The organism is Nitrosophilus labii (assembly GCF_014466985.1).
Taxonomy (GTDB): Bacteria; Campylobacterota; Campylobacteria; order Campylobacterales; family Nitratiruptoraceae; genus Nitrosophilus_A; species Nitrosophilus_A labii.
Genome location: NZ_AP022826.1, coordinates 572,620 through 591,404 on the forward strand (window position 1 = coordinate 572,620; position 18,785 = coordinate 591,404).

Here is an 18,785-nt window from a genome sequence, read left to right on the forward strand (position 1 = left end):
AAATTTTTTCTTTCTCAACAGTTATTTTGTTATAATAAATTATGATTCACTTCAAGCCGTATACCGAACCGTTCGAATTTCTTTTTTTAACTAAACCTCTTGGCAAATCAATTAGTTTCAAAACTGGAGAGACTATCAAAGCTGAAGTAATAGATGTTTTGCCAAACGGGGCTATTATAGCTCGTATTAAAGACCAACATGTAGCTATTAAAACGGAAATTCCTCTTCAAAAAGATACTACGCTTCTTCTTAGAGTTATGGATAGCTCCACTACGGATAAAAAGCTAAAACTTCAACTTATAGAACAGTCTAAATCTAGTAAAAATCTTCAATATATAGAAGAGTCAATAAAGAAATTGGATATTAAAGATAATAAAGATGTGATATTTAAAATCATAGAAAATAGCCAAAATAGAGAATTGGTTTTAAAATCATTGGTTGATAAGGGATTGTTAGAAGAGTTAAATAGTATAAACAACAAAATAAAAGAGCTGTTTTCAGTTTTAAAAAATAGTGAAGAGATATCAACAAACAACTTAAATAGAATCAGTTTGATATTTAAAGATATAAAAGAATTAAATCATAAAAATTTGGAAGAGATTATAAAAAATAGCGGGGTATTGTTTGAAACAAAGTTAAAAAAATTTGCTGAAAAAAAAATAGATTCTAAAACAATACAGAGTGATTTAAAATCTATTTTGTATGATATATTGCAAGATGTTAAAGATGAGAAAATAAAAGAAGATATTCATACCGTTTTAAATCAGATAGAGACTTTTCAGCTTTTATCAAAGATAACGGAAAGTTTTTATACCTTTTTACCTATTTTTTGGGATTCCTTAAAAGACGGAAATATCGCTATTAAAAAGAATGAAGAAAAAGATCACTATTTATGTAAAATCACTTTAGATTTCCAAGATTTGGGTTTTATAGATACGGCAGTTTTCCTGTACAAAAAAGATTTAAAAATAGATTTTTTTATAGAAAATCCGAGGCTAAAAAATCAGATCAAAAAAAATATCGAACTTTTGAAATCTGAGTTGAGTGATGAGGGCTTTTTGAATATTTTTATAAATTTTTCATCTAAAAAAGATGATAATGATTTGGAAAAACTTCTTAATTTTAAGTCAATAGTCGATATTAAGGTATAATGGGTTGGTACTTGAGAGTTGAGAGTGTATAGTGAAAGAGTATCAAATGGATAATTTAAAAAAAGAGGCCGTTGCTCTAAAATATAATCGTGAAATAGATAGTGCGCCTAAAGTCATAGCCAAGGGTAAAGGAGTTGTCGCTCAAAATATTTTGGAGTTTGCAAAAGAGCATAATATTCCTATCAAAGAAGACCCTGAACTTGTTCAGATTCTTTCAAAATTGGAGATTGATAAGGAGATACCGCCGGAGCTTTATAAAGCAGTTGCAAAGATATTAATATATATCTATAAAAGCAAAGAGAAATTATAGGAGATTAAAATGGGTTTTCATTTAAGTATAACGGGTGAAGCTAAGATCGTTAAAATCTATAACGTTACGAGACTTAATATTGAAGGTATTGATATATCTACATATAACTTGGAAGATAGGGAGGAGATAATAGAACTTTTTGAGATAGTAAACGATTTTGTAGAGTCGGGCGAAGCCGACGTATATGAGATGCATACCGAGATTCGTGGAGTAGATCCAGAAACTTGTAAACTTAAAATATCAAACGGCAAAGAGAAAGAGCTATCACTAGATGAGATAACGTTAAAAAATCGGAAATTGGATGAGAATTTACAAAATATGTTAAATGCCAATGTTGGAGAGATTTTTTTTGTAAGAACTTTTCAAGGAGAAGCGTTATGGGATTTTGATAGCGATATAGATGAAGAGAATATTGAGGCAAATCTTTTAGAGTTAGGCTACCTAGACTGCTCTTTCATGGATAAATATGAGATTATGCGGGAAGATATATACGATCTGCTTTGCGATACCGTAACTACCGATTATATCAGATATAGAGGCGAAGGGTTTGAACTTTTAGATTTTGTTTTTCATCCTATACATATCTTTTCGGAACTGTATATCGTAAAAGAGGATCCTATTTCAGAGACTAAAATATTGCAAAAAGTTGAATCGGGAGGAAGAAGACTAGCAGGTACGGACTTGGACGTTGATGAACTAGAAAACAATTAAAATCCCTGCATTATGATATTCCAAAGTTTATCAACATATATATCTTCTAAAAAAAGGGTGGAGTTTTCATCGAAAAGATACTCGATTCCTTTTCGTGGCAATATATCGGAGTGAATACATTCAGAATGGGAAGGTAAAAATCCCCTTGTTAACGAAAGATTTTTTTCTATTTTTTGTTGGCATATAAAACAGTTTAAATCTCTATGTAATCTTCCCTCTTTTTTTAAAATGGTTGTATATTTTTCTATAGCTACTCTTTTTGGATTTTGTTCTCCCCATATCGTGGCACTTTTGTTTAAAATATCAAAATAAAACTCGTCTAATTCGTATAAATCTTTTAGATGTTCAAAAAATCTTTGGATAAACTGCTGCCAAAGAATGACTCTTTGACTTTCAAAAAGCCAGCTATATCCTAAGTGAGTAATATTTCTAAGTCTAGGAAGATAAGCTTTTGTAGAGTACTCTATCTCAAAATCTATTTTATATCCTAGATTCAATATACTGTGCCTTGCACCGTAAAATCTGTAAAGAGTATATAAATGTTTTTTCGTTAAGATATTAACTATGAGATCTTCGTTTTTGGCCCTTGTTATTTTTAGGATAAAGCCTTGCATTTACTACCTTGAAGTTATTTACGAAATTTCACACATCTTTTTAAAAAATCCAAAATATATTTTTATAAGAGTTTATTAACTAAAAATGAAGTAAAATATTATAATTTTTCTATATACAAAAATAGAGTTTAAAGTTAGTTTAAACGACTACTTAAATGAAGGGGTAGATTGATGGATATTCTAAGAAGTTACAAAGACAACTGTGGATTCGGACTACTTGCCGATTTGTACAACAGGCCGAGCCACAAAAATGTTTTGGATGCGATAAAGTCATTGGAAAGAATGATGCACAGAGGCGCTATCGCAGCTGACGGAAAAAGCGGCGATGGTAGCGGACTTCTCTTTTCTCTTCCTAAAAAATTTTTAGAAAAAAAAGTTGCAGAAGCCGGTGTAGCGCTTCCGGAAAAATATGCAGTAGCTATGGTTTTTTATAAAAATGAAGATAATCTAAGAGTTTTTGAAGAGGTGTGCGAAGCAAACGACCTTAAAGTTTTATTTATAAGAGAAGTTCCGGTAGATAAAAGCGCTTTAGGCGACTTAGCTTTAAAAACCCTTCCAAAAATAGTTCAGATTTTTGTAGCGCCTGATTCTTTAATGGCAACCAAGAGATTTGAGGCTTTACTTTATTTGACCAGAAGAGAGATCGAAAATATTTTAAAAGATGATAAAGATTTTTATATTCCTACGTTTTCAAACAGAGTGATAGCCTATAAAGGGCTGGTTATGCCTACATATATTAAAAAGTTTTATCCAGATCTCGAAGATGAGGATTTTGAAGCTAGTTTCGCACTTTTTCACCAAAGATTTTCTACAAACACACTTCCTGAATGGAGACTTGCTCAGCCCTTTAGAGCAATTGCGCATAACGGTGAGATCAACTCTATAACCGCAAATAGATTTAACGTTTTGGCTAAATGTGAAGCCGTAAAAAGTGAAGTTTTCAGCGACGAAGAGATGAAAAAGATTTTACCGGTTATGGAAGAGGGGGCGAGCGATAGCAAAAGTTTGGATAATTTCTTTGAATTTTTAATAGTAAACGGTATGGATTTTTTCAAAGCGGCGAGAGCTTTGGTTCCAGCGCCTTGGCAAAACGCCCCTCATATGGATGCGAGTCTTAGGGCTTATTATGAATATACTAGTACCTGTTTTGAGGCTTGGGACGGACCTGCCGCGATTAGTATGACGGACGGGAGATATATAGGATGTGTTCTAGATAGAAACGGACTTAGACCCGCCAAATATATAGTTACTAATGATGAAAGACTGATTATAGCTAGTGAATTTGGTATTTTGCAGATTCCGGAAGAGAATATTTTAGAAAGAGGCAGACTCCAAAGCGGTGAGATGATCGCTTTAGATATGAAATATGGAAAGATTCTTAAAAACGAGGATATAAACGAGTTTTTAAAAAATTCAAACCCATACGGCAAATGGTTAAACGAAAATATGGTATATCTTCAAGAGCATGTGGATAATCCTTTCGGAAATCTTGAAGATTATAAGATAGAAGATATTGTTCATAAACAGAGATTTTACAATATAACGCATGAAGTCATAGAACAAGTTATAGAGCCTATGATAAAAGACGGTAAAGAGGCGGTAGGCTCTATGGGTGACGATACGCCATTGGCTGCTTTTAGTAAATACCAAAGAAGCTTTACCGACTTTTTTAAGCAAAAATTTGCTCAAGTAACAAACCCGCCGATAGATCCTATAAGAGAAAAAATAGTTATGAGTCTCAATACCGGTTTTGGTGAGATTCATAATATCTTAGACGAGAGTCCTAGCCATGCCGAAAGATTAAAGTCCGTTTCACCTATATTGATCAAAGAGAAACTAGACGTACTTATCTCTTACGGCGATGAAAAACATCCTAGATTTAAGCCAAATTATAAAGTAAAAAGTTTTTCTACCGCTTTTGAAAAAGATTTGAAAAAATCGTTAAACAAGCTCGCCGATGAAGTTGTCGAAGCCGTTAAAAAGGAAGGAATAAGAATAGTTATTTTAGATGATAGAGAACTTGATCAGTTCAAAAAGACTATCCCTATGGCTATGGCTATAGGCAAAATAAACCAAACACTTCTTGAAGAAAAAATCAGACATTTAGTTTCTATCATAGCCGTAACGGGAGAAGTATATGATTCGCATTCGGCTGCGGTTATGATAGGATACGGCGCGGCGGCGGTTTATCCGTATCTTTTGTTTGCTACCGTTTATGAGAATTTGAAAAAGAAAAAAGATTTAAGCGCTTATGAGATAAGAAACGAGTTTAAAAACGTATATAAAGCTTTAAACGGCGGTTTACTCAAAATTATGTCCAAAATGGGTATCAGTACGATAGCCTCTTATAGAAGTAGCGCGCTTTTTGATGTTATCGGACTTCATGAGAGTATCGTTGAAGAGTGTTTTAAAGGTTCATACTGTCATCTAAGCGGATTGACGTATGAAGATATCGAAGAGAGACTTGAAACTTATCATAAAAAAGCATACGAGATAGATTTGACTAGGAGGATTTTCCCGCTAGAACTCGGAGGCTTTTATAAATATATCGATAAGACCGAGTATCATGACTTTTCGCCAAATACCGTCAATCAGATCCATACCGCTTCCATAACCGGAGACAAAGAGGATTTTAAAAAGTTAAAGAGTATGGTTGATGGACGCGGTTTTAAGATGATTAGAGATTTTTTAGAGTTTAACAGCGATAGAAAACCTATAAGTATTGATGAGGTTGAACCTGTTCAAAATATTTTTAAAAGATTTGCAAGCGCGGCTATGAGTCTTGGTTCTATCAGTCCCGAAGCTCACGAATGTATAGCGGAAGCCATGAACAAAATCGGCGGTCAAAGCAACTCAGGCGAGGGAGGTGAAGACCCGGCAAGATTTGGAACCATAAAAAACTCCAAAATCAAACAGATAGCTTCAGGTAGATTTGGCGTGACTCCCGCTTATCTTAGAAGTGCCGAAGAGATTCAGATAAAAATTGCGCAAGGTGCAAAACCGGGTGAGGGTGGTCAGCTTCCCGGACACAAGGTAACGGAGCTTATCGCAAAACTTAGACATACAATCCCGGGAGTAACTCTCATATCTCCTCCGCCTCATCACGATATTTATTCTATCGAGGATTTGGCACAGTTGATTTTTGATCTAAAACAGATAAATCCAGACGCCCAAATAGCGGTTAAACTCGTCTCAACGGCAGGTGTTGGTACGATAGCTACAGGCGTGGCAAAAGCTTACGCGGATAAGATCATCATCTCTGGAGGTGAAGGCGGAACGGGTGCGGCTCCTCTTAGCTCGATAAAATTTGCGGGCAATCCTTGGGAACTAGGACTAGCTGAAGCGCATAACGCGCTAAAAGCCAACCATTTAAGAGGTTTTGTGCATCTTCAAACGGATGGAGGATTAAAAACAGGTCTCGATATAGTCAAAGCCGCCCTTTTAGGAGCCGAAAGTTACGCTTTTGGAACCGGTGTACTGACAATACTAGGATGTAAAATACTTAGAGTATGCCATCTAAACAGATGTACGGTAGGTATAGCGACTCAGCATAAATTTTTAAGAGACCATTATGTGGGAACCGTAGATAGACTAATCAACTATTTTACTCTATTGGCTGAAGACGTTAGAGAGATTTTGGCCTCTTTAGGGTATAGAAGTTTAGATGAGATTATCGGCAGAAGCGATCTTTTAAAAGTTGTGGATAATGAGTTTGCCAAAAAATTTGACTTTAGCTCGGTATTGCAAAGGCTTGAGGGTCCTGAAACTTGCCAAGTTAAGGCAAACGAGCCTTTTGACAAAAACGAATATGAAAAAGAGATACTAAAAGAGGTTTATCCTGCTATCGAAAATCCTGAGGTAAATGTTAGAGTAAGAAAGAAAATCGAAAATATCAACAGAAGTTTTGGTGCTAGGATTAGCGGCGAGATTGCTAAATATTACGGTGATGCCGGACTTAAAGAAGATGCTATAAAGATTGAACTTGAAGGTGTAGCGGGACAATCTTTGGGAGCCTTCTTAATAAACGGCGTAACGATTCACTTAACTGGCGCTGCTAACGATTATGTCGGAAAAGGTATGAACGGCGGAAAAATAGTGATAACCGGTAAAAAACATAGGGAAAATTTCTCATTAGCCGGAAATACCTGTCTATATGGAGCTACGGGAGGGAAACTTTTCGTAGCTGGAAGCGTAGGAGAGAGATTTGCCGTAAGAAACTCAGGGGCTTTAGCCGTCGTCGAAGGAACTGGTGATCACGCCTGCGAATATATGACGGGAGGAATAGTTGTAGTTCTTGGAAAAACCGGAATCAATTTTGGTGCAGGTATGACTGGAGGATTAGCTTTTGTTTACGATATAGAGCATGAGTTTGTGGAAAAAATAAATCAAGAACTTATAGAAGCAAGAAGAATAGATACTGACGAGTTCGATGAAGCAAGGCACTATCTAAAAAGACTTTTAAAAATATACTATGCCGAGACTAAGAGCGAAAAGGCTAGAAAAATACTTGATAATTTTAGAATGGAACTTAGAAATTTCTGGATGGTACGACCTAAAGAGTTGACGAAAGTACCTCTAAACCTTGAGGAAGGGGAATAATATGCAGAGTTTTATTTTTACTGAAAGAGTTGATCCGAAAAAGAGAGCAATAAACGAAAGAATAAAAGATTTCAGCGAAATTTACGAAGTTTACAATCCTAACGAGGCCTCGTTACAGTCTGAGAGATGTGTTCAGTGCGGAGATCCCTACTGTCACAATAGATGTCCTTTGCACAACTTTATACCTCACTGGTTAAAAGCGGTAGCAGAGGGTGATTTGGAGTTGGCTTTTAAACTTTCTAACGACTCTTCACCGTTTCCTGAAGTTATGGGAAGAATCTGCCCGCATGATAGACTTTGCGAAGGTCACTGTACGTTAAATGAAGGTTACGGAGCCGTTACTATAGGACCTGTTGAGACATATATAAGCGAAGAGGGTTTCAAACGTGGTTTAAGGCCGGAGTTTCCTGGAATCACTACAGATAAAAAAGTTGCTATTATAGGTTCGGGACCTGCCGGGCTTTCCGCCGCTACGTTTTTGTTGAGAGCGGGTATAGAGCCTCATGTATATGAAAAAGAGGATCGTGCAGGCGGACTTTTAACGTATGGAATCCCTGGTTTTAAACTTGATAAAAGAGTAATTCAAAGAAGAATAGATTGGATGATAGAAGCGGGGATGAAGCTCTATCTAAATACTGAGGTAGGAAAAGATATCACTTTTGATTATCTTTTAGAAAATTATGATGCGGTTTTTATAGGTATAGGTGCTAAAAAATCTAGAATGCCGGGAATAGCCGGTGAAAACGCAAAAGGCGCTATGCCGGCAATGAAATTTTTGGTAAATATACAAAGAAAGCTTTTCGGTGACGATTACGATACCTCTATAAATGTAAAAGATAAAACTGTTGTTGTTGTGGGTGGTGGTGACACGGCTATGGACTGTGTCAGAACTTCCATAAGAGAAGGGGCTAAAAAGGTTATCTGTGCATATAGAAGAGACGTAAAGAGTATGCCAGGAAGTAGAAAAGAGTATCAAAATGCCGTAGAAGAGGGCGGAGAGTTTATCTTTAACGTGGCTCCAAAAGAGGTTTTAACTAATGAAGAGGGTAGGGTTATAGGCCTTAAAATGGTTAAAACTATTGTTAGCGGCAAAAAACTGGAAGAGATAAAAGGAAGTGAATTTAGATTGGATGCGGATGTTGTTATTTTTGCTCTTGGATTTTCAAACACTCCTTTGGAGTTTCTATCAAAAAACGGAATAGAGACTAATGAATGGGGAGCGATTATCGTAGATGAAAATTATGAAACTACAAAGCCCGGAGTGTTTGCCGGCGGCGATTGTTATAGAGGGGCGGATTTAGTAGTTACGGCCGCGTATGATGGCCGTGAAGCAGCTAAAGCGATAATCAAAAAGATTTTAGAGTAGAAAAATTGATAGAAAAATTTTTTAAAGATTGCAAAGAGGCTAGCAAAAAGATATATACTCTTATACAAAACGGTTTAAGTGATTCATATCTTGAATACACCACTATCGGAGCCGGAGGAGATAGAAGCTTAAAAATAGATCTTTATGCTGAGAAGATATTTTGTGACTATCTAAAAAAATATGGCAAAATTGTATCTGAAGAGAGTGGAATTGTGGGAGAGGGTGAAAATGAAATCATCCTCGACCCAATTGACGGAAGCGACAATCTTTTTTCTGGTTTTCCTTATTATGGTTCTTCTATAGCTTTAAAAAAAGATGAAAAAACCTTGTTTTCATTTATAGTTAATTTTGCTAACGGAGATTTTTTTATAAAAAGTGAAAATTTTTATAAAAAAGGCTCCTTGCTTTATGAAGGTTTAAAAGATGTTAGGATTGTAAAAAGAGGAAAAATAGGGCTATTTGAAAAAGCGTACGCCAATCCTGAATTGGTTAAATATTTCAAAGAAGCCAATATCAAGTTTAGAACTCCTGGAGCCGTAGCTCTTTCTTTAGCTTATGCCCATAATGTAGAGTTTGTTTTGTTTGCAGGGAAGATAAGAGAGTATGATATAGCAGCCGGTCTTCATCAGTGTGAAGATTTAAATCTGTTTTATAATAAAGATTATATTTTAGTTAGTAAAAATGTAGAGTTATTTGATAAGATAAAAGGAATACTTTTTAAAGGATGAGAGGTGAAATTTAGCAGTTTCTTTGAAAAGATTAGAAAGTCTCAGCCTACCAAGGCCGAACAGCCTAGTCACTGGATAAAATGTCCAGAGTGTAACGCTTTGATGTATTATAAAGAGGTAATAAACAGAAAACATGTTTGCCCTAAATGCGGTTACCATTTTAGAATAGGGGCCGTTGAGAGAATCGAGATCTTATGTGATGAAGGAACTTTTGTAGAACATGATGCAAATCTTGAACCTATGGATCGTTTAAAGTTTGTAGATAAGAAAAGCTATAAAAAAAGAATAGAAGAGAATAAAAAGAAAACAGATAGAAACAGCTCTACAATAAGCGGAACTTGCAAGATTGAGGGAGTTGAAACGGAACTTGTAGTTTTTGATTTTGCTTTTATGGGAGGAAGCTTAGGTTCCGTTGAAGGCGAAAAGATAGTAAGAGCGGTAAATAGAGCCATAGAGAGAAGAAACCCTCTAGTTATAGTTAGCGCTAGCGGGGGAGCTAGGATGCAAGAGAGTACTTTTAGCCTTATGCAGATGAGTAAAACCAGTGCGGCACTTGCTAGGTTGGACAATGAAAAACTTCCCTTTATTTCCGTGTTGACGGATCCTACCATGGGTGGAGTAAGCGCATCTTTCGCGATGCTTGGAGATATCATTATGGCTGAACCTGGAGCTTTGATAGGTTTTGCGGGACAAAGAGTTATAAAACAGACGATTGGCGCAGATTTACCGGAAGGTTTTCAAAGGTCAGAGTTTTTACTAGAACACGGTCTTATAGATATGATCGTAGATAGAAACGATATGAAAAGAACGATAGCTGATCTTTTAAAATATTTTATGGACGCTAAAACAAAAACCGGAGAATTATAACTTTGACAAAAATTTACGGACTTTGCGACAAAGAGCTTTTGGACTATTTTGAAATCTCTTTGGAAGAGTACGTAAAAATTGCACATTTTTACGATGTTGAGTGGATTCAATACAGAGATAAAAAATCTGATATAGAGCAAAAGAGAGAGAACTTAAAACTTTTAAAAAAGATTTGGTCTAAGACTTTGATTGTCAATGACCATATAGAGTTAGCACAGTTTGCTGACGGGATACATTTGGGACAAGAAGATTTTTTAAGTTTTTTAGAAAGTTTTGGTTTTAGAAGCAGATATGAAGCCGTAAAGGCGCTAAGAAAGATTGTGGGTAAAAAAGTTATAGGTCTTTCTACTCATAATGAGGAAGAGATAAAAGAGGCAAATATTTTGGATTTGGATTATATAGGACTTGGCGCATATAGACACAGCGGTACTAAACAAGTAGAAAATATTCTAGGCGATAGGGTGAAGGAATTGGTAAAAATCTCCAGACATCCGGTAGCTGTGATAGGAGGAGTTAGAGTATATGACAATATTAGCTCAGCCACTTTTAAGGTGATCGGCTCAGATCTTTTTAAAAAATGGCTTACTTTTAGTTAAAGGTTTTCCTTGCATAAAATAGATATATATATGATTTCAAAAAAAGATGACAAATGTTATGAAAGTATAAGTAAAGAGTTTTTGAAAATGAGCAAAAAATACGCCTCCATAGAACTTCATACAATCTTTAACAAAAAGATAAACCAAGCACAAAGTAAAACCGAAAAAGAGGCTAAAAAAAGTTATACGGAAGCTTTAGAACCTTTTTTGAAAAACGGCTACAACATCGCTTTGGATCCTCTAGGAGTAGAGCTTGATAGCATTGAGTTTGCAAAAATGATGAAAAATTCTCCTAAGATCAACTTTTTCATAGGTGGTGCATACGGTTTTGAGGAGGAGTTTTTAAAAATGTGCGATAAAAGTATAAGTCTTAGTAGACTTACTTTTAGCCATAAAATAGCTAAACTTGTTCTTTTGGAACAGATTTACAGAGCTTTTACTATAATAAACTTACATCCATATCATAAATAATTTAATAAAGTTATGGTAAAGTTATAAAAAGATAAATATTTTTTAATATAGGAGTTAACATGCATCTAAAAAGATATACTTTTTTCTCTTTTTTGCTGATAGGTGCCATAGGGCTTTTTATCTATTCTCAAATAGAAGCCAAATACACTTTTGAAATTTTCGGAATCCCAGTAACATTGCCGATAGCCGCTTGGATTGTTTTGCCGATGTTTTTGTTGTATTTTGCTTCGCTTTTCCATATGGCTTACTACTCTTTTAAAGGTTATTTAAAAGGTAAAAAGTATAAAAAAGATTATGAAACAATTGTTAAGTCCGTTTTTAACGCAATATTAAGAGAGCCGAAACAAAACTACTATAAAACGCAAGAGTTTAGAAATCTAGGGGCCGTAACCGATAGAGCAAATATCTTTTTAAACGAGTATAATTTTGACTGCAAAGAGGATATTTTAAAAAAGGCCGCACAGTACGTAAAAGATATTGAAAGAGGAGAATACGTTGAGATAAAAGAGTTGACTTTTTCACCAACCAATCCCATTTATCAAAAAAACCTTGAGAACAGAATGGCGGAGGAACCTACCTATAGCGGCGTGATACTAAGAAAATGTAACGAGTTCGGTATAGATATGTGCAGAAAGGCTTTAAAAGTTTTTATAACTTTTGCCGAAATATCCAAGATTAAAGATTATGCGAAAATTTTCGACAAAGATACGCTTTACGAACTTTTTGAAATCGCTAAAGATGAAGAAAGAAATCTTGAATTAAATATTACGGATATTATCTACATATTGCAAGAGTCTCAAATAACTATGAGTGCGAATGATTATATCGAACTTGCTAAAAAGGTAAAAGAGCTTTATCTTCCGGATGAGAGACTTAAACTTTTCGAACTCCTAAAAAACAGTGATGAAAAAGCGGAGGTAGGATTTATTTATACTTTATTGGATCTTGAGATGATAGATAGAGCAAAAGACGAGTTAGAAAACAGCGAAGAGAACGAATTTTTGAACTTTAAAGCCTTTTTAGAACTTAAAGAGTGTGGTAGAAACTATCCGCTAGAACTTTTTGTATAGGTTTTAGAGGCTTTTTTTAGCTTCTAAAATCTTTGCTTCAAATTTGCTTTTAGCTTAAAAATATTTTAAAATACCCTCAAAAAAATCAGAGGATAATAATGAGTCTAGATTTTGATAAACCTTTGTATGTTTTAGCGCCTTTAGCCGGATTTACGGATCTTCCGTTTAGGAGTGTTGTTAAAAAGTTTGGAGCAGACCTAACCGTAAGCGAGATGATAAGCTCTAACGCCTTGGTTTATGACTCAAAAAAAACCTTTAAAATGCTTGAAAAATCACCGCTAGAAACTCCTTATGCCGTTCAGATAGCCGGAAACGACAAAGAGATCGTCAAAGAGGCGGTACTGAAACTAAACGAAATCGACGGCATAGATATCATCGATCTAAATGCGGGTTGTCCGGTTCCTAAAGTTGTTAAAAATGGTGCGGGAAGCGCTCTTTTAAAAGATATGAAAAAACTTGGCGAGATTGTTGAAACTATAAAAAAGTATAGCAAAAAAGAGTATATGAGCGTAAAAGTGAGGCTGGGATTTAGCGAAAAGATACCCGAAGATATAGCCAAGACTTGCGAAAGTGCAGGGGCGGATTTTATAACCGTTCACGGCAGAACCAGAAGCGGTTTTTTTAAAAGCGAGGTGGATTACGAGGCTATCGCTAGAGCTAAAGAGTCCGTAAAGATTCCGGTTATCGCAAACGGCGATATAGACAGTTTCGACAAAGCGGAGTATGTTTTAAGTATAACAAAATGCGACGGCGTAATGATAGGCAGAGGCGCCGTAGGTAATCCTTGGATATTTTATCAGTTAAAAAACACTAAAGCGGATGTGAGCGAAAGTATAAAAAAAGAGATAATACTCGAACACTTTGATCAAATGATAGAGTTTTACGGAGATTACGGCGCCGTAATGTTTAGAAAACATCTTCACACATATTCAAAAGGGTATAAAGGCGCCGCTAGCTTTAGAGACAAGATAAACAGAATTACCGATCCAAAAGAGATGAGAGAAGAGATAGAGAGATTTTTTTCATGAGATATATAAAGATAGCGGTTACCTCTAAAAGAAGCGCAACAAGACCTCCAAGGTTTATAGGTTCAATGGTTAGAGGCTGTTTTGGCGTATCTTTAAAAAAGATAGTTTGTATAAATCCCTCTTACGAATGCGGCGGCTGTTTTGCTAAGGATGATTGTATCTATTTTGATTTTTTCGAGAAGAAAAATCATATACACAGATTTAGACTAGATATCGAAATTGATCCTCAAAAGATCGATTTTTCTATCTATCTTTTTGAAAAAAGCTGTGATAGATACCCTTATATATTAAGCGCCGTTCATAAGATGTTTTACGATACGGGATTTGGAAAAAAGAGAGAAAAACTTCCTTTGGAGAGGATTGTTTGTAATGATACTTTGATTTTTGAAAATGGAGAGTTTTTACAGAAGAAGATTGAATCGGCTCTTTTTAGCTGTGAAACTTTTAGTAAAGATATCTGTCTATCGTTTATTACTCCACTTCGTATAAAATATGAAAATAGACTATTGACTCAAACCCCATCTTTGCGGCATCTGATCCAGTCTATCTATAATCGCTATTTAACTATATTGGGTTTGAAGCCTCAAAAGCTCCCTTTTGAGCCAAAAGGAGTAGTTGGAAGTAGCGATATAAAGTTTTTGGAACTTCAAAGATACTCAAATAGACAAAAAACTAAAATGAATCTAGGCGGTATCATAGGCGAAATGGAGATAAAAGAGATCGATAAAGAGAGTTTTGAACTTTTAAAACTAGCTGAAATCATAGGCATTGGAAAGCAGACCGTATTTGGTCTTGGAAAAATTAAAGTGACAGATATGGTCGCTGAAACTAAGTAAAATATAATATAAAAGATAACATAAACACAGTTTTCATTAAAGTTTCATTTAAGCATTAAACAAAACTTAAAGTGTCGATTTTATGGGGAACTATCTTCTTAAGAGAGGCTAAAAATGGGTTATAAAGCAAACTTTAAGAAAACTGCTGTTAAACTAGAATCTCGATTTTATGGGTATTTGAAAGCAAAATGTTGCTGTTACAACTAAGACCCGATTTGAAGGGGATTGAGACATAAAATTTAAATATCCATTTTTTTCATCCATCCATTCAGTTACAACTAAGACCCGATTTGAAGGGGATTGAGACCCTTGTTGCCCAAAACTATCAATACCACATATTTTTACAATGTTACAACTAAGACCCGATTTGAAGGGGATTGAGACTTTTTTTATTTTTCTTTTCATCTTAAACTCCTACTAATAAAATTGCTAAAATAGCTCAAGAGATAAGCAGGTAAGACCCCATTTTATATAGATCACTGCCCATGGAAGGAGGGCAAATCTCAAAGGAGTTTGTCACCTGCTTACAATCCCAATAGGTTGATTGGGCGCTAAGCCCCTGTCACGATGGAGACAGGATGAAAGCAGGCGCCTGCTTATCTGTTGAGCTTATATTTTTTTCATTTGAAAGGAGGATTGGAATGCGTTGGTTTCTTGGAATCGATATCTCCAAAAGCAGTTTCGATACCACACTGTTAGATGGAAAAAGTGGCAAACTCCATCACGATAGATTCACAATGGACAAAGAGGGGCTCGATGCACTTATGAAGCATCTTACTCCTTTGCCCAAAGACTCTCTGTTTATCGTGATGGAATCAACCGGCATCTACCATCTTCCCTTGCTCGCTTTTTTGCTAGAACAAGGGTTTACATGCAGTGTGATCAATCCCACACTGCTCAAACACCACATCCAATCCTCTACACTGAGAAAGAGCAAGACCGACCGCAAGGACGCTTTGGCCATCGCCCGGTTTGCCTCGATGCACCATGCTTCGTTGAAGCCTGCAAATCTGGACGCTTTAAGAAGTATCCGACCTCTTCTAAGAGAGCGTGAAGCTCTCAGTAAAGAGGTAGCCAAACTCAAAACAGACATCAAAGCCTTGGTCGATCAGCTCTTTCCAGAACTTTCAAAGAACACCAATATCTTTACCCGGAGCATCTTGCATCTGCTCCTGCAAGCTCCTTCACGCAAACGCGTTAGGAACTTGAAGGAGAAGAAGATTCAGCGTATTTTAGACAAAGCCAGTGGCAACAAAGTTAGACTCTCAGCCAAAGAGATTCTTGCTTTGGCTAAAAACTCTATAGGCATCAACAATCCCCATCTAGAAACAGTACTCCAATCAAAAATCAGAAGATTGGAGCATGTCCAATCTGAGATTGAAACTCTCGAAAAAGCCATCGAAGAAGCCGTGAAGGAAGAAAGGCTCGATGATGATATCCACACCCTCACTTCCATCCCTGGTATTGGGACTACTACGGCTACAAACTTTGTTGCTGAAATTGGCTCTATCAAGCGTTTCGCTTCAGTCAAACAGCTTTGTGCCTTTATTGGGTTTGACCCAGCCATCCGTCAAAGTGGTAGCTCCATTGATAGCAAAGGACATATCTCCAAAAGGGGACACGCCTCGCTTCGAAGAACCCTTTGGCAGATGGCGATAGGAGTGATTCGATGCCTTCCCAAATACAAAGCCTATTATGAAAAGAAACGTCAAGAAGGCAAAACCTTCAAACAAGCTGTTGTCGCTGTGGGCAACAAATTGCTTCGTCTGCTATTTACGCTGTTAAAGAACAAAATGCCATTTCACGAGGAATTGGCTATGAAAGGTGTAACTGCGTAACACCTCTCTTATCTATTTTTGAAAGGGTTTGTTTATAGTTGACTCCTTTTTTTATTTGTTACAACTAAGACCCGATTTGAAGGGGATTGAGACTGTCTTTCAAGCCAAAGACATAAATCTTGTACAATATCTAAGTTACAACTAAGACCCGATTTGAAGGGGATTGAGACTAGTTGTTCGAGTTCATCATCATGTGGTATATCGGCGTTTAATGTTACAACTAAGACCCGATTAGAAGGGGATTGAGACTAGCAATTTCTTTCATCGACATATCAGATTGGCACATATGTTACAACTAAGACCCGATTAGAAGGGGATTGAGACCCCACAATGTATACTTTATCCATTTTTTCTCCTTATTACTTAGAGGTTACAACTAAGACCCGATTAGAAGTGAGCGAGGGTAAAGCGAAGCTTTAGAACGATAACTGCTTATCGTTTGTGCCCGAGCGAAAGCCTTGAGTATATGCGAGTTTGAAAATCTAGGATTTTCGTGATGAGCATACGAAAGGCTGGTGTACCTAGAAGAAAATCGAGCGAGCAAAGCAAGCGAAGATTTTCGGTTATCTCACTTTGAGGGGATTTGGACTCGATGTTATTTTCTTAATCTCTTTAGGCACATTTGCCTTAAGTTTTTATTTATGAAAAATAATGGTCAAAAGTTTTGTCTATTTTTACATTTTTGTTACAATCAAAATATGTTAAAAGTGATAGAAAAAACGTTAGATTTTATATTTACGCAGGTTAGTGTCTTTGTTGTTTCTCTCTTTCTATCTATAGTAGTTATAGTTTTGCTCTATTGTGCCGATATAAACCTTGATAATGTTACGGTAGTGATCGTTGCAATTACGGGGTATGCTTTTTATATATCTACCTCATTTAAAAGTCTGTTTTAAAGAGATCTTCCCTGATGATAGTTTAAAAGCAGATTTGATAAGTTTTATATGAGGTAAGTGTTTTAAAACTCCTTGCTAGCCTTTTCTTTATAGAGATCAAATTCGTTAAGAGGTTCGTTATCGGTTTTTTGTGAAAAAATATTTTCTATATGGCTTTGACTCTCCTCTACTAGCTTGTTAAAATCCTCTTCGTTTTCTATATCGCTTTGTTTATATTTGCCTAGCAAGATATTTGTGCTTCCGATGATAACAAGATAGTTTACGCCTCTAAAAGATATAAGCGCTAGTTTATTGTGTTCGTCAAGCGATTTTTCAAATCTTATATTGAGTTCTTTCTCTTTGGGATTTTCTACGTTTATTCTCTTTTTTTTGATTTTAGGTGTTTTTTTGGCGCTAAACATAAATACGATCAAGATAAAAAGAGCGGCGCTGAAAACTCCGCCTACTATCAGCAAAAAAATATCGGAATCTTTCTTTTTTTCCTTTTTTGTCTTTGTAGTTGGTGAAAGTTTTTTTATCATCAGTTTGAGGCCGAAACCGTCGCTTGTTTTGGCGGCAAGCACCGCCGCTTTTTCTACGGTATAGATGATAAGTTCGCTATCTCTCTCTTTTGGAACAAGCTCTATTTGATAGACGAAGGGAGTGTCGATTTTTTTAAGCCATGTTTTACGAATCTTGGCGTCTTTTAAGATGATGATGATTTTTTCTTTATCTACTTTTTGAACTATAGAGCCGTTGTAAGGAGTGTCAAAATGGAACAGTACCTCTATGCTATTTTTATTTTTTAACTCTTTTATATTGACGTTTAAAATATTTGAAGCGTATATCGTTACTGTAAAGATAAAAATAGTTAAATATCTCAAACTGACTCTCCGTTTTTGTTAGATTACATTAATTATAAAAAAAATTTTATTAATACTCTCTTTTTTTGTATAATCCGTTTCAAAAAAGGGATAAAGTGGTCATAGAGCTCTCTTTGGTTGGCGTATTTGTAGGTTTTTTATCGGGTTTTTTTGGTATTGGCGGAGGAATGATACTGGTTCCTCTCTTAATGGCTTTAGGTATAGATATCAAAGAAGCCGTCGGGATATCGGTTATGCAAATGGTTTTTTCTTCTCTTTTTGGAACGTATCTAAATTATAAAAAAAATATTTTTAGATTTAATGAGGGGTTTTTCTTAGGACTTGGCGGATTTTTAGGCGCGTTTGGTAGCGGTTATTTTTTGACGTTGGTTGATTCGAAGATTTTAGAGTATCTTTTTTTATCTTTTTTGATTTTTGCTTTTTATAGATTTTTTAAAAAGAGTGTTGAAAATACTCAAGAGAAAAAATTACCGCAAACCTTACTTTTTTTTGTGGGAATGTTTATAGGATTGTTCGCTATCTCTATAGGCGTAGGGGGTTCGATTTTAGTTACTCCTATACTTGTGGGACTCTTTCATTTTGAACTGAAAAAAGCCGTTTCTATGGGACTTTTTTTCGTAATCTTTTCTTCTTTGTCCGGTTTTTTAAGTTTGTCGATTTTTGGGCATATCGATTATGTTTCAGGTTTTATAGTGGGCGTTTCTTCACTTATAGGCGTATTTTTTGGTATAAAAACGGCACATAAAATAGATGGAAAAAGATTTAAAAATCTTCTTTTAGTGCTTTACTTTGTCGTTTTTGTTTTGATTATTAAAGAGATATTTTTTAACGGGTAAAAAGA

The 18,785-nt window shown here is 35.6% G+C and carries 17 protein-coding genes; 15 read left to right on the plus strand and 2 right to left on the minus strand.

Features of this window, described 5'->3' with window-relative positions; all coding sequences use genetic code 11:
* Positions 1–41: 41 nt before the first annotated feature.
* The 3 genes from NIL_RS02910 to NIL_RS02920 are packed head-to-tail and all read left to right on the plus strand — an operon-like array spanning position 42 to position 2,172.
* The gene (locus NIL_RS02910; protein ID WP_187648131.1) at positions 42–1,151 is read left to right on the plus strand and encodes a flagellar hook-length control protein FliK; all 1,110 of its coding nucleotides are present in this window, start codon (positions 42–44) and stop codon (positions 1,149–1,151) included.
* Positions 1,152–1,197: 46 nt separating this feature from the next.
* Positions 1,198–1,461 carry an EscU/YscU/HrcU family type III secretion system export apparatus switch protein gene (locus NIL_RS02915; protein WP_187648132.1) on the plus strand — a complete coding sequence of 88 codons (264 nt, stop codon included), beginning with the start codon at positions 1,198–1,200 and terminating at the stop codon, positions 1,459–1,461.
* A gap of 9 nt (positions 1,462–1,470) precedes the next feature.
* Positions 1,471–2,172, plus strand: a complete 702-nt coding sequence (locus tag NIL_RS02920; RefSeq protein WP_187648133.1) for a hypothetical protein — start codon at positions 1,471–1,473, stop codon at positions 2,170–2,172.
* On the opposite strand, the gene recO is transcribed toward NIL_RS02920, so the two are convergent.
* Positions 2,169–2,786: a recombination protein RecO gene (recO, locus tag NIL_RS02925; RefSeq protein WP_187648134.1), complete on the minus strand. Its 618-nt coding sequence runs from the start codon at positions 2,784–2,786 to the stop codon at positions 2,169–2,171. The genes NIL_RS02920 and recO overlap by 4 nt on opposite strands.
* Positions 2,787–2,957: 171 nt before the next feature.
* On the opposite strand from recO, the gene gltB reads away from it, so the two are divergent.
* The 11 genes from gltB (at position 2,958) to NIL_RS02980 (ending at position 17,081) form a co-directional block, all read left to right on the plus strand.
* Positions 2,958–7,385 carry a glutamate synthase large subunit gene (gene gltB / locus NIL_RS02930; RefSeq protein WP_187648135.1) on the plus strand — a complete coding sequence of 1,476 codons (4,428 nt, stop codon included), beginning with the start codon at positions 2,958–2,960 and terminating at the stop codon, positions 7,383–7,385.
* Position 7,386: 1 nt separating this feature from the next.
* A complete protein-coding gene (locus tag NIL_RS02935; RefSeq protein ID WP_187648136.1) occupies positions 7,387–8,751 on the plus strand; it encodes a glutamate synthase subunit beta in 1,365 nt (454 codons plus the stop codon).
* A gap of 5 nt (positions 8,752–8,756) precedes the next feature.
* The gene (locus NIL_RS02940) at positions 8,757–9,479 is read left to right on the plus strand and encodes an inositol monophosphatase family protein (RefSeq protein ID WP_197972123.1); all 723 of its coding nucleotides are present in this window, start codon (positions 8,757–8,759) and stop codon (positions 9,477–9,479) included.
* Between the two features lie 3 nt (positions 9,480–9,482).
* The gene (gene accD / locus NIL_RS02945) at positions 9,483–10,346 is read left to right on the plus strand and encodes an acetyl-CoA carboxylase, carboxyltransferase subunit beta (RefSeq protein WP_187648137.1); all 864 of its coding nucleotides are present in this window, start codon (positions 9,483–9,485) and stop codon (positions 10,344–10,346) included.
* Between the two features lie 2 nt (positions 10,347–10,348).
* Entirely contained in the window at positions 10,349–10,942 is a 594-nt protein-coding gene (locus NIL_RS02950) for a thiamine phosphate synthase (RefSeq protein WP_246434461.1), read from the plus strand.
* Between the two features lie 9 nt (positions 10,943–10,951).
* Positions 10,952–11,413: a 23S rRNA (pseudouridine(1915)-N(3))-methyltransferase RlmH gene (locus NIL_RS02955; protein WP_197972124.1), complete on the plus strand. Its 462-nt coding sequence runs from the start codon at positions 10,952–10,954 to the stop codon at positions 11,411–11,413.
* 59 nt (positions 11,414–11,472) lie between these two features.
* Positions 11,473–12,483: a hypothetical protein gene (locus tag NIL_RS02960; RefSeq protein WP_187648138.1), complete on the plus strand. Its 1,011-nt coding sequence runs from the start codon at positions 11,473–11,475 to the stop codon at positions 12,481–12,483.
* A gap of 98 nt (positions 12,484–12,581) precedes the next feature.
* On the plus strand, positions 12,582–13,511 hold the full coding sequence (gene dusB, locus NIL_RS02965; protein ID WP_187648139.1) for a tRNA dihydrouridine synthase DusB: 930 nt from the start codon (positions 12,582–12,584) through the stop codon (positions 13,509–13,511).
* A complete protein-coding gene (gene cas6 / locus NIL_RS02970) occupies positions 13,508–14,347 on the plus strand; it encodes a CRISPR system precrRNA processing endoribonuclease RAMP protein Cas6 (protein WP_187648140.1) in 840 nt (279 codons plus the stop codon). Before dusB ends, cas6 begins: the two co-directional genes overlap by 4 nt.
* Before the next feature lie 578 nt (positions 14,348–14,925).
* Entirely contained in the window at positions 14,926–16,185 is a 1,260-nt protein-coding gene (locus tag NIL_RS02975) for an IS110 family RNA-guided transposase (protein WP_187647107.1), read from the plus strand.
* Between the two features lie 641 nt (positions 16,186–16,826).
* Positions 16,827–17,081 (plus strand): hypothetical protein, encoded by a 255-nt coding sequence (locus tag NIL_RS02980; RefSeq protein ID WP_187648141.1) that lies wholly within the window; start codon positions 16,827–16,829, stop codon positions 17,079–17,081.
* A gap of 62 nt (positions 17,082–17,143) precedes the next feature.
* Here NIL_RS02980 and NIL_RS02985 read toward each other — a convergent pair whose 3' ends face one another.
* Positions 17,144–17,944: a hypothetical protein gene (locus NIL_RS02985; protein WP_187648142.1), complete on the minus strand. Its 801-nt coding sequence runs from the start codon at positions 17,942–17,944 to the stop codon at positions 17,144–17,146.
* Positions 17,945–18,039: 95 nt separating this feature from the next.
* Here NIL_RS02985 and NIL_RS02990 point away from each other — a divergent pair, with 95 nt between their 5' ends.
* Positions 18,040–18,780, plus strand: a complete 741-nt coding sequence (locus tag NIL_RS02990) for a sulfite exporter TauE/SafE family protein (RefSeq protein WP_197972125.1) — start codon at positions 18,040–18,042, stop codon at positions 18,778–18,780.
* The last annotated feature ends 5 nt before the right edge of the window (positions 18,781–18,785 follow it).